The sequence below is a fragment of the Streptomyces sp. NPDC007162 genome (genome assembly GCF_040634175.1).
In the GTDB taxonomy this organism is placed as follows: domain Bacteria; phylum Actinomycetota; class Actinomycetes; order Streptomycetales; family Streptomycetaceae; genus Streptomyces.
The window spans coordinates 1-11,148 of the sequence record NZ_JBEYFC010000296.1; the positions used below are offsets into that span (position 1 = coordinate 1).

At 68.7% G+C, this 11,148-nt stretch carries 11 protein-coding genes; all 11 read right to left on the bottom strand.

The genetic code is table 11. The features are described 5' to 3' along the window. Positions 1-73 precede the first annotated feature (73 nt). Positions 74-448, bottom strand: coding sequence for a F0F1 ATP synthase subunit epsilon (locus ABZ646_RS28920; RefSeq protein ID WP_132888912.1), 375 nt, complete (start codon positions 446-448; stop codon positions 74-76). 111 nt (positions 449-559) lie between these two features. Next, the gene (gene atpD, locus ABZ646_RS28925) at positions 560-1,996 is read right to left on the bottom strand and encodes a F0F1 ATP synthase subunit beta (protein WP_358983031.1); all 1,437 of its coding nucleotides are present in this window, start codon (positions 1,994-1,996) and stop codon (positions 560-562) included. After that, complete coding sequence (locus tag ABZ646_RS28930) at positions 1,997-2,917, bottom strand: F0F1 ATP synthase subunit gamma (RefSeq protein WP_360524962.1); 921 nt, start codon at positions 2,915-2,917, stop codon at positions 1,997-1,999. A gap of 21 nt (positions 2,918-2,938) precedes the next feature. Further along, positions 2,939-4,528: a F0F1 ATP synthase subunit alpha gene (gene atpA, locus ABZ646_RS28935; protein WP_360524965.1), complete on the bottom strand. Its 1,590-nt coding sequence runs from the start codon at positions 4,526-4,528 to the stop codon at positions 2,939-2,941. Between the two features lie 126 nt (positions 4,529-4,654). Beyond that, entirely contained in the window at positions 4,655-5,476 is an 822-nt protein-coding gene (locus ABZ646_RS28940; RefSeq protein WP_360524968.1) for a F0F1 ATP synthase subunit delta, read from the bottom strand. Next, on the bottom strand, positions 5,473-6,018 hold the full coding sequence (locus ABZ646_RS28945; protein WP_360524971.1) for a F0F1 ATP synthase subunit B: 546 nt from the start codon (positions 6,016-6,018) through the stop codon (positions 5,473-5,475). The genes ABZ646_RS28940 and ABZ646_RS28945 overlap by 4 nt, the downstream gene beginning before the upstream one ends. Positions 6,019-6,055: 37 nt before the next feature. Further along, complete coding sequence (gene atpE / locus ABZ646_RS28950) at positions 6,056-6,304, bottom strand: ATP synthase F0 subunit C (RefSeq protein WP_046730642.1); 249 nt, start codon at positions 6,302-6,304, stop codon at positions 6,056-6,058. Between the two features lie 75 nt (positions 6,305-6,379). Next, a complete protein-coding gene (gene atpB / locus ABZ646_RS28955) occupies positions 6,380-7,216 on the bottom strand; it encodes a F0F1 ATP synthase subunit A (RefSeq protein WP_360524974.1) in 837 nt (278 codons plus the stop codon). Between the two features lie 210 nt (positions 7,217-7,426). Further along, the gene (locus ABZ646_RS28960; RefSeq protein ID WP_360524977.1) at positions 7,427-7,858 is read right to left on the bottom strand and encodes a hypothetical protein; all 432 of its coding nucleotides are present in this window, start codon (positions 7,856-7,858) and stop codon (positions 7,427-7,429) included. A gap of 314 nt (positions 7,859-8,172) precedes the next feature. Further along, complete coding sequence (locus tag ABZ646_RS28965; protein WP_360524980.1) at positions 8,173-9,537, bottom strand: MraY family glycosyltransferase; 1,365 nt, start codon at positions 9,535-9,537, stop codon at positions 8,173-8,175. A 150-nt stretch (positions 9,538-9,687) separates the two neighbouring features. Then, a complete protein-coding gene (gene glyA, locus ABZ646_RS28970; RefSeq protein WP_360524983.1) occupies positions 9,688-10,935 on the bottom strand; it encodes a serine hydroxymethyltransferase in 1,248 nt (415 codons plus the stop codon). Between the last annotated feature and the right edge of the window lie 213 nt (positions 10,936-11,148).

Sequence of the window (11,148 nt, forward strand, 5' to 3'; positions counted from 1 at the left end):
TGTGAGAGGCGCACGCCTTCGAAGGGCGTGTCGGGCACCCGCCAGCCGGTCACGCACTGCACAGCGTGCAGTGTCAGCGTGCTGTCGCCGCCCGCAGGCGGACGTCGGCGCGCCGCTCGGCGGTGGCGTCACCCTCCGCCTTCGCACGCTCCAGCTCCCGCTCGACACGCTGGACGTCGATCTCGTCCGACAGCTCGGCGATCTCGGCCAGCAGCGACAGCTTGTTGTCCGCGAACGAGATGAAACCGCCGTGCACCGCGGCGACGACCGTGGTGCCTTCACTCGTACGGATGGTCACCGGGCCCGACTCCAGCACACCGAGCAGCGGCTGGTGACCGGGCATGACGCCGATGTCGCCGGACGTGGTGCGCGCGACGACCAGGGTGGCCTCGCCGGACCAGACCTCTCGGTCGGCCGCGACCAGCGCGACGTGCAGCTCAGCAGCCAAGGTGGCTCCTCGGGTCACCACCCGGCAGGGGGTGCCGGGTGTTGGGGTCAATTCTAAGGGGCGTGAGAGAGGGGGCGGGACGCGCCCGCCCCCTCCGTCAGAGCACAGGGCTCAGGAGACGCCCAGCTCCTTGGCGTTGGCCTTGAGGTCCTCGATACCACCGCACAGGAAGAACGCCTGCTCCGGGAAGTGGTCGTACTCGCCGTCGATGATCGCGTTGAACGCGGCGATCGACTCGTCCAGCGGGACGTCCGACCCGTCGACGCCGGTGAACTGCTTGGCGACGTGGGTGTTCTGGGACAGGAAGCGCTCCACGCGACGGGCGCGGTGGACGGTGAGCTTGTCCTCCTCGCCCAGCTCGTCGATACCGAGGATCGCGATGATGTCCTGGAGGTCCTTGTACTTCTGGAGGACCGTCTTCACGCGCATCGCGGTGTTGTAGTGGTCCGCCGCGATGTAGCGCGGGTCCAGGATCCGGGACGTGGAGTCCAGCGGGTCCACGGCCGGGTAGATGCCCTTCTCCGAGATCGGACGGGAGAGCACCGTCGTCGCGTCGAGGTGGGCGAAGGTGGTGGCCGGGGCCGGGTCGGTCAGGTCGTCCGCGGGGACGTAGATCGCCTGCATCGAGGTGATCGAGTGACCACGGGTCGAGGTGATGCGCTCCTGGAGGAGACCCATCTCGTCGGCCAGGTTCGGCTGGTAGCCCACCGCGGAGGGCATGCGGCCGAGCAGGGTCGAGACCTCGGAACCGGCCTGCGTGAAGCGGAAGATGTTGTCGATGAAGAACAGCACGTCCTGCTTCTGGACGTCACGGAAGTACTCGGCCATGGTGAGGCCGGCCAGCGCGACGCGCAGACGGGTGCCCGGGGGCTCGTCCATCTGGCCGAAGACCAGGGCGGTCTTGTCGATGACGCCCGAATCGGCCATCTCCTCGATGAGGTCGTTGCCCTCACGGGTGCGCTCGCCGACACCGGCGAACACGGAGACACCGTCGTGGTTGTTGGCGACGCGGTAGATCATCTCCTGGATGAGCACCGTCTTGCCGACGCCGGCACCGCCGAACAGACCGATCTTGCCACCCTTGACGTACGGGGTGAGCAGGTCGATGACCTTGACGCCGGTCTCGAACATCTCGGTCTTCGACTCGAGCTCGTCGAAGTTCGGGGCCTTGCGGTGGATGGACCAGCGCTCGCCCGTGTACTGCTCGTCGACGTTCAGCACCTCACCGAGGGTGTTGAACACCTTGCCCTTGGTGAAGTCGCCGACCGGGACGGTGATGCCGTCGCCGGTGTCGGTGACCGGGGCCTGGCGGACCAGACCGTCGGTGGGCTGCATCGAGATGGTGCGGACCAGGCCGTCACCCAGGTGCTGGGCGACCTCCAGGGTCAGCGTCTTCTTCTCGCCGGCGTTGGCCGGGTCGGCCACCTCGACGTGCAGCGCGTTGTAGATCTCCGGCATCGCGTCGACGGGGAACTCCACGTCGACGACCGGGCCGATGACCCGGGCGACGCGGCCCGTGGCCGTCGCGGTCTCAACAGTGGTGGTCATTTATCGGTCACTCCCCGCGGTCGCGTCGGCCAGGGCGCTGGCGCCTCCGACGATCTCGCTGATTTCCTGGGTGATTTCGGCCTGGCGGGCCGCGTTGGCAAGACGGGAGAGCGTGTTGATCAGCTCGCCCGCGTTGTCGGTGGCCGACTTCATCGCACGCCGCGTGGCGGCGTGCTTCGAAGCCGCCGACTGGAGCAGCGCGTTGTAGATGCGGCTCTCCACGTAGCGCGGCAGCAGGGCGTCGAGGACGTCCTCCGCCGAGGGCTCGAAGTCGTACAGCGGGAGGATCTCGTCGCCCTTGGCGGCGCCCTCCTCCACGACCTCTTCGAGGCGCAGCGGCAGCAGCCGGGCGTCGAGCGCCGTCTGCGTCATCATCGACACGAACTCGGTGTAGACGATGTGGAGTTCGTCCACCCCGCCGTCCGCCGTCTCCGTCTCGATGGCCTCGATCAGCGGCGCCGCGACCTTCTTGGCGTCCGCGTACGAGGGCTCGTCGGTGAAGCCCGACCACGACTCCACGACCTTGCGCTCGCGGAAGTTGTAGTGGGCCAGACCGCGGCGGCCGACGATGTACGTGTCGACCTCCTTGCCCTCCGCCTCGAGGCGCGCCGTCAGCTGCTCGGCGGCCTTGATCGCGTTGGAGTTGAAGGCACCGGCGAGACCGCGGTCGCTCGTCAGGAGCAGCACCGCGGAACGCGTCGGCGTCTCCGCCTCGGTGGTCAGCGGGTGCTTGGTGTTCGACCCGGTACCGACCGCCGTGACCGCGCGGGTGAGCTCGGTCGCGTACGGCGCGGAGGCCCGCACCTTGCGCTGCGCCTTGACGACACGCGAGGCGGCGATCATCTCCATCGCCTTGGTGATCTTCTTGGTCGCGGTGACGGATCGGATGCGACGCTTGTAGACCCGGAGCTGGGCTCCCATGAGTCAGGTCCCTTCCTTACGTCACTTGGCCGCGGCCGGGGCGTCCTCGCCGAGAAGCTTGCCGTCCGAGGTCTCGAACTGCTTCTTGAACTCGGCGATCGCGTCGGCAACAGCGGTGAGGGTGTCGTCCGACATCTTGCCGCCCTCCTTGATGGAGGTCATGAGGCCCTGCTCCTTGCGGTGCAGGTACTCCAGCAGCTCCTTCTCGAAGCGGCGGATGTCGGAGACCGGGACGTCGTCCATCTTGCCGGTGGTGCCGGCCCACACGGAGACGACCTGGTCCTCGGTCGGCATCGGCTGGTACTGAGCCTGCTTGAGCAGCTCGACCAGACGCTGGCCGCGCTCCAGCTGCGACTTCGACGCGGCGTCCAGGTCGGAACCGAAGGCGGCGAACGCCTCCAGCTCGCGGTACTGGGCGAGGTCCAGACGCAGTCGGCCGGAGACCTGCTTCATCGCCTTGTGCTGGGCGGAACCACCGACTCGGGAGACGGAGATACCGACGTTCAGCGCGGGGCGCTGACCGGCGTTGAACAGGTCCGACTCCAGGAAGCACTGGCCGTCGGTGATGGAGATGACGTTGGTCGGGATGAACGCCGAGACGTCGTTGGCCTTGGTCTCGACGATCGGCAGACCGGTCATCGAGCCGGCACCCATGTCGTCGGAGAGCTTGGCGCAGCGCTCCAGGAGACGGGAGTGCAGGTAGAAGACGTCACCCGGGTAGGCCTCGCGGCCCGGCGGGCGGCGCAGCAGCAGGGACACGGCGCGGTAGGCGTCGGCCTGCTTCGAGAGGTCGTCGAAGATGATGAGGACGTGCTTGCCGTCGTACATCCAGTGCTGGCCGATGGCCGAGCCGGTGTACGGCGCCAGGTACTTGAAGCCGGCCGGGTCGGACGCCGGGGCGGCGACGATGGTCGTGTACTCCAGCGCGCCGGCCTCTTCCAGGGCGCCCCGCACGGAGGCGATGGTCGAGCCCTTCTGGCCGATGGCGACGTAGACGCAGCGGACCTGCTTCTTCGGGTCGCCCGAGCGCCAGTTGTCGCGCTGGTTGATGATCGTGTCGACGGCCAGGGCGGTCTTGCCGGTCTGGCGGTCGCCGATGATCAGCTGACGCTGGCCGCGGCCGACCGGGGTCATGGCGTCGACGGCCTTGTAGCCGGTCTCCATCGGCTCGTGCACCGACTTACGGGCCATGACGCCGGGAGCCTGCAGCTCCAGGGCGCGGCGGCCGGACGTCTCGATCTCGCCGAGGCCGTCGATCGGGTTGCCGAGCGGGTCGACGACGCGGCCGAGGTAGCCCTCGCCGACCGCGACGGAAAGGACCTCACCGGTGCGCTGCACCGGCTGACCCTCCTCGATGCCGCTGAACTCACCGAGGACGATGGCGCCGATCTCGCGCTCTTCCAGGTTCAGCGCGAGGCCGAGGGTGCCGTCCTCGAACTTCAGCAGTTCGTTGGCCATGGCCGAGGGAAGACCCTCGACCTTCGCGATGCCGTCGCCGGCAAGGGTGACCGTACCGACCTCCTCGCGCGAGGCCGCGTCCGGCTGGTACGACTGGACGAAGTTCTCCAGCGCGTCCCGGATCTCCTCCGGCCGGATCGTGAGCTCCGCCATCTGGGTTCCCTGCTCTCCTTGTTGGGCCCGAAGTTTCACTTGGGGGGTCTGGGGGCGACCCCCAGGATTCTTCTGCACACCGGCCCAACCAGGGCCGTAAGTACGTACTGACTCTTGAGTTGGGTGCTAGCTCGCCATGCGGCGGGCCGCGTCCTCGAGCCGGTCCGCGATCGAACCGTTGATGACCTCGTCACCGACCTGCACCCGGATCCCGCCGACGACGTCGGGGTCGACGTCGAGGTTCAGGTGCATCGTGCGGCCGTAGAGCTTCGCGAGGGCGGCGCCCAGGCGCTGCTTCTGCGGCTCGCTCAGCGGGACCGCCGAGGTGACGACGGCGACGACGCGGTTGCGGCGCTCCGCGGCGAGCTTGGACAGGGCCTCCAGGCCCGCTTCCAGGCTACGTCCCCGCGGCGCGGTCACAAGGCGCGTGACCAGACGCTCGGTGGCCGGCTTGGCCCGGCCGCCGAGCAGCCGGTGCAGCAGCTCGATCTTGGCGGCGCCGGTGGCCTTGCGGTCGGTGAGCGCGGCGCGCAGCTCGGTGCTGGAGGAGACGATCCGGCCGAACCGGAACAGCTCGTCCTCGACGTCGTCCAGCGCGCCCGACTTCTGCGCGGCGGTGAGGTCGGCGACGTCCGCCAGCTCCTCCAGCGCGTCCACCAGGTCACGGGGCTGCGACCAGCGGGAGCGGACCAGACCGGCCACCACGTCGGCGGTGGTCCCGGAGACCTGCCCGCCGACCAGGCGCCGGACCAGCTCGGCCTTGGCCTCGCCGGACTGCGCCGGGTCGGTGAGGACCCGACGCAGGCCCGCCTCGCGGTCGAGCAGCGCGGTGACGGCCGCCAGCTCGTCGGCGAGCCGCGTCGCGTCCACGGACACGGAGTCCGTCAGCGCGTCGAGACGCTCGCGTCCGGCTGCCAGGGCCTCGCGGCTCGCTCCGTGCGCTGTCATCGAGCCGCCTCGGCCTTCTCCTCGAGCTCGTCGAGGAAGCGGTCGATCACGCGGCTCTGCCGGGCGTGGTCCTCGAGGGACTCGCCGACGAGCTTGCCGGCCAGGTCGGTGGCCAGCTGGCCGACGTCCTGACGCAGGGCCTGCGCGGCCGACTTGCGGTCGGCCTCGATCTGGGCGTGACCGGCGGCGACGATCTCCTCACGCTGCCGCTGGCCCTCGGCGCGCATCTCGGCAATGAGCGCGGCGCCCTGCTCCTGAGCCTCCTGGCGCAGGCGCGCGGCCTCGTGCCGGGCCTCGGCGAGCTGGGCCTTGTACTGCTCAAGGACGCTCTGGGCCTCGGTCTGCGCGGCCTCGGCCTTCTCGATACCGCCCTCGATCGCCTCGCGGCGCTGCTCCAGAACCTTGTTGATGTTCGGAAGGAGCTTCTTGGCGAGGAAGCCGAAGACGATGACGAAGGCGATGAGGCCGATGACGAGCTCTGGAATCGGCGGGATGAGAGGGTTCTCGGCCTCCTCCGCCGCCAGCTGAACCAGGGGGCTCATATCAGTGCCTTTCGTCTAATGGTGCGCGACGGTCGGGTCAGGAGGTCGGGTAGACGAACGGCATGACCAGACCGATCAGGGCGAGCGCCTCACAGAAGGCGAAGCCGAGGATCTGGTTGGCGCGGATGAGGCCGGCGGCCTCGGGCTGCCGGGCGAGCGCCTGCGTGCCGTTGCCGAAGATGATGCCGATACCGACGCCCGGGCCGATCGCCGCGAGGCCGTAACCGATGGAACCGAGGTTGCCCTTGATCTGGACGCCGGCGGCAATGGTTTCGAGAGCGGACATGCCGGTTCTTCCTTCTCTTTCAATGACCGGTGGGGGTTGGCCACCGGATGTCTGGGTGGGTGGTCGGGTTGGCGCTCAGTGGTGCTCGGCGAGCGCGCCCTGGATGTAGCTGCAGGTCAGCAGTACGAAGACGTAGGCCTGGACAGCCTGGATGAAGAGCTCGAAGGCGGTCATCACGAGGACCATGACGAACGAGACACCGGAGTAGGCGATGCCGATGCCGTTCAGCATGTACCAGCTGGCGATCGTGAAGAGCAGCAGCAGGGTGTGACCGGCGAACATGTTCGCGAAGAGTCGTACGGCGTGGGTGAACGGCCGGACGATGAGGTTCGAGAAGAACTCGATCGTCATCGACAGCGGGAGGACCCCGCCGAGCGTCTTGTCGTAGCCGGTGACGTTCTTGAAGAAGCCGACGAAACCCTGGCGCTTGAAGGTGAGCACGACCCACGTGATGTACACGAGGGCGGCCAGCACCGCGGGGTACGAGATGATCGCGGTGACCGGGAACTGGGCGATCGGGATGATCGACCACAGGTTCATCATCCAGATGAAGAAGAACAGCGAGACGACGAACGGGACGTACTTCTCGCCTTCCTTCTTGCCGATGGTCTCGTAGACGACACCGCGACGGACGAAGTCGTAGCCGGTCTCGGCGATCATCTGGAGCTTGCCCGGGACAACCTTCGGGCGCGCGAAGGCGGCCCAGAAGAAGCCCACGATGATGATCGACCCGAGCAGCGCCAGCAGCATCGTCTTGTTGAAGTACACGTTGCTGTCCGCGTCGCCGAAGAGCGGCTTGAACAGGAACGAGTGCAGGCCCGGAGCCGGGAAGCCACACCCGTCGAACAGGTGGCAGCTCGTGTCGAAAGCGAGCGTCTGCGTCGGGTCAGCACTCACCGCGGGCTCCTTCATCGTGGCGCATGGGTACGGCAACCTCGTTGTGTCGGCGCGGCGCAGGGCCGCGGTTCGGCACGGGACTGGTGTTACGGATGTGGGGGCGGCTGGGGGGCATCTCGCCTCGCGATTGAGCAGGCGTCAGCTCAGATGCCCGCGCCCGCGATGCCGCAGTTGGCACCGGACGATAGCAGGATCTCTCGTACGCCTTTATCCCGGCCCTACCCCTCACGACGAATGCCCGGTCTTCTCGGCCTTGTCGGCCTCGTCCGGTTCGACGTAGAGGATCTTGGCCTTCATGTGGGCGCGGGTCTGCGCGGCGATCCACGTGAGGGTGGCGACCACGAGCGTGATGGCGAAGGCCCGGGGGTTGAACAGCGTCGTGTTCTTGAACACGGCCATGAAGACGACCAGCAGCAGGAGCTGGGCCGCGTAGAGCATCAGGCCCATCATCTGGAAGAGCTGCGGCATGGACCTGGCCGTGCGCTGCAGGACATAGAGACCGATCCCCATGAAGAGGATCACGATCACCGTCCCGACGAGCGCCCCGATCACTCCCTTGCCGCCCGCGACCACACCACCGACGACGGCGGCGAGCACGCCGACGGCGGCCGTGGGTACGGCGGCCTGGGCCAGGATCCGGGCGTCATTGGACGGCATGGCGGCAACTCCGCTTTCGCAGGGGGCAGGGTGTCGTCATGGACGAGCGTAGTCCCGGTCGGAGGGGCGAAAAGCTCACGCCTGCCTCACGCCAATGGACCAACGCGGTTGCGTCCGTCGGCTCTGTCCGGGGTTCTCGTGAACCGTATCACAAACTATTTGATGAGGTCTTTACCTGTTGGGTGTGCTTGCTGTCACACATGAGAGTGAACCTGCCCGTCTGAGCGAAAACCGAGCCGTTCTGTCTGGTATTGGGGGTGTTTACTCCCCCACGACTTGGCAATGCTCTAGTCAGATTCTTACCTTGGCGAGTGTCAGTGCGAGCTTCCGGAGGTGCGCCGGTCCAGGGAGCGGGAGCGGCCTCCGATGGCCGTCGCACCGTTGACCTGACCCACCGAGGCGGCCACCGCGGAGCGGTGTCCGACGGCCTCCTCCTCGCACTCCGCAGCCGCAACGACGGCCGCCGGCTGCGGAGTTGCGGCGGCGGGCGCCTGGGCCGCCAGGGCGGCCCTGCGGCGGCGGTAGCGCGGCGGCACGAAGGCCTGCGCCCACATCGGGGCCCGCGGCGTGAAGCGCGGCAGCAGGAGCAGCGCCAGACCGACCGCGCTGAAGAAGACCACACCGAGCACGATCCACATGGACGCGGAGTTCACGGAGTAGGCCAGCGCCCCGAAGGCGATCAGGGCCGCCCAGAAGTACATGATCAGCACGGCCCTGCTGTGCGAGTGGCCCACTTCCAGCAGCCGGTGGTGCAGGTGCCCGCGGTCCGCCGCGAACGGCGACTGGCCGCGCCAGGTGCGCCGCACGATCGCGAGGACCAGGTCGGCGGCCGGCACCGCGATGATCGTCAGTGGCAGCAGCAGCGGGATGTAGACCGGCACCATCTGGTGCACCGCGTTGCGCTCGGACCCGGCGAACAGGTTCATCACGTCCGGGTCCACCTGGCCCGTGACCGAGATCGCGCCCGCGGCCAGCACCAGGCCGATCAGCATCGAGCCGGAGTCCCCCATGAAGATCCGCGCGGGGTGCATGTTGTGCGGCAGGAAACCCAGGCACATGCCCATCAGGATCGCCGAGAACAGCGTGGCCGGGGCGGCGGCCTCGATGCCGTACGAGTACCAGATCCGGTAGGCGTACATGAAGAACGCCGCGGCGGCGATGCACACCATGCCGGAGGCCAGACCGTCCAGGCCGTCCACGAAGTTCACCGCGTTGATGGTGATCACCACCAGCGCCACCGTCAGCAGGGTGCCCTGCCACGGGGTCAGCGCCACCGTGCCGACACCCGGGATGGGCAGCCACAGGATCGTCAGGCCCTGCATGACCATGACGCCCGCGGCGATCATCTGGCCGCCCAGCTTGATCAGGGCGTCGATCTCGAACTTGTCGTCGAGCACACCGATCAGCCAGATCAGGGCCGCCCCGGAGAGCAGCGCGCGCGGCTCGTTGGACTTCTCGAAGACCTCGTTGAGGTTGGTCATGTGGTCGGCGACCAGCAGACCCGCGCACAGCCCGAAGAACATGGCGATACCGCCGAGCCGCGGAGTGGGTTCCCGGTGCACGTCACGGGCCCTGATCTCCGGCATCGCCCCGGCCACGATCGCGAACTTCCGTACCGGCCCTGTCAGCAGATACGTCACCGCGGCCGTGATGCAGAGCGTCAGCAGGTATTCACGCACGGGCTTCCCCACAGGTCTCGCTGGCCATCACAGCCCCACACCCTAGCGAGGGACGCATATGTATGGGGACTTCCGGGTAGCGACGATGGTTGCACGTGCGGCTGTGAACCGGGCGCACAACGGTGTGTACGACGCTGCGCCTACCCCGTCTCAGCGGGGATACGGCGGAAATCTACCTGTGAGCTCCCGCACCTCGTCACGCACCCTCCCCACCTCCGCTCTGCCGCGCACCACGGCCGCCAGCAGGTCCGCGATCCGGGTCATCTCCGGCTCACCCATGCCCTGGGTGGTCACGGCCGCCGTGCCCAGCCGCAGCCCGCGTGCGTCGCCGTGCGGAAGGGCACAGCAGTCGAGGACGATCCCGGCGGCGGCGAGCCGTCCCCGGGCGACGCGCCCCTCCACCCCGAGCGGGGCGGGGTCGGCGGTGATCAGATGAGTGTCGGTGCCGCCGGTCGTGACCACGAGCCCCTGCTCGGCGAGACGGGCCGCGAGCACCTTCGCGTTGGCGACCACCTGATGGGCGTAGGCGCTGAACGCCGGTGTCGCCGCCTCCCCGAACGCGACCGCCTTGGCGGCGACGCTGTGCATCTGCGCGCCGCCCTGGGTGAACGGGAACACCGCCCGGTCCAGGCGCTCGGCCAGCTCGGGCGCCTGGCACAGCAGCATCCCGCCGCGCGGCCCGCGCAGCACCTTGTGCGTGGTCGCGCACACCACGTCGGCGTAGGGCACCGGATTCGGCGCCGCTCCCCCGGCGACCAGCCCGATCGGGTGGGCGGCGTCGGCGATCAGGTACGCGCCGACCTCGTCGGCGATCTCCCGGAAGACGGCGTAGTCGAGGTGGCGGGGGTAGGCGATGGACCCGCACACGATCGCCTTGGGCCGGTGCGACCTGGCCAGCGCCCGTACCTGGTCGTAGTCGACGAGTCCGCTCTCCGCGTCCACCCCGTAGCCGATGAAGTCGAACCAGCGGCCGGAGAAGTTGGCCGGCGACCCGTGCGTGAGATGGCCGCCGTAGGGCAGTCCGAGGGCGAGCACGGTGTCACCGGGGCGCAGCAGCGCGGCGTAGGCCGCCAGCACGGCGGAGGAGCCCGAGTGGGACTGCACGTTGGCGTGGGCGGCGCCGAACAGGGCCTTGGCGCGGTCGACGGCGAGCCGCTCGGCGACGTCGACGATCTCGCAGCCGCCGTGGTACCGGGCGCCCGGATACCCCTCGGCGTACTTGTTGGCGAGCGGTGAGCCGAGCGCCGCCAGCACGGCCGGGGAGCTGAAGTTCTCGGCGGCGATCAGCTGCAACGACGTCGACTGCCGGGCCAGCTCCCCCAGCAGGAGCTCGGCCAGCTCCGGGTCCTGGCGCCGCAGCAGCAGATCGCCCTCGTCGAGGGCAGGGATGACCGACATGACAGGCTCCGGGCGGTCGGCGGTGACGTAGGTCCAATGTAGGCCCGGTATGCCACGGACGCGCGGTGTGCGCGCCCGGATGCGGAGGGCCGCTACATCCGCGCCGGGACCCCTGTCAGCGCCGTCACCACGGGGTCCAGCGCCTCATGTATCTCGTCGCCGCACGGGTCGAACTGTTGGCTGACGGTACGCGGCGGGTGCGCCTGACGACCC

Bases quoted from the DNA above. Each gene is read 5' to 3' on its own strand.
- atpD (WP_358983031.1), bottom strand. From the start codon at position 1,996: ATGACCACCACTGTTGAGACCGCGACGGCCACGGGCCGCGTCGCCCGG.
- ABZ646_RS28930 (WP_360524962.1), bottom strand. From the start codon at position 2,917: ATGGGAGCCCAGCTCCGGGTCTACAAGCGTCGCATCCGATCCGTCACC.
- atpA (WP_360524965.1), bottom strand. From the start codon at position 4,528: ATGGCGGAGCTCACGATCCGGCCGGAGGAGATCCGGGACGCGCTGGAG.
- ABZ646_RS28940 (WP_360524968.1), bottom strand. From the start codon at position 5,476: ATGACAGCGCACGGAGCGAGCCGCGAGGCCCTGGCAGCCGGACGCGAG.
- ABZ646_RS28945 (WP_360524971.1), bottom strand. From the start codon at position 6,018: ATGAGCCCCCTGGTTCAGCTGGCGGCGGAGGAGGCCGAGAACCCTCTC.
- atpE (WP_046730642.1), bottom strand. From the start codon at position 6,304: ATGTCCGCTCTCGAAACCATTGCCGCCGGCGTCCAGATCAAGGGCAAC.
- atpB (WP_360524974.1), bottom strand. From the start codon at position 7,216: ATGAAGGAGCCCGCGGTGAGTGCTGACCCGACGCAGACGCTCGCTTTC.
- ABZ646_RS28960 (WP_360524977.1), bottom strand. From the start codon at position 7,858: ATGCCGTCCAATGACGCCCGGATCCTGGCCCAGGCCGCCGTACCCACG.
- glyA (WP_360524983.1), bottom strand. From the start codon at position 10,935: ATGTCGGTCATCCCTGCCCTCGACGAGGGCGATCTGCTGCTGCGGCGC.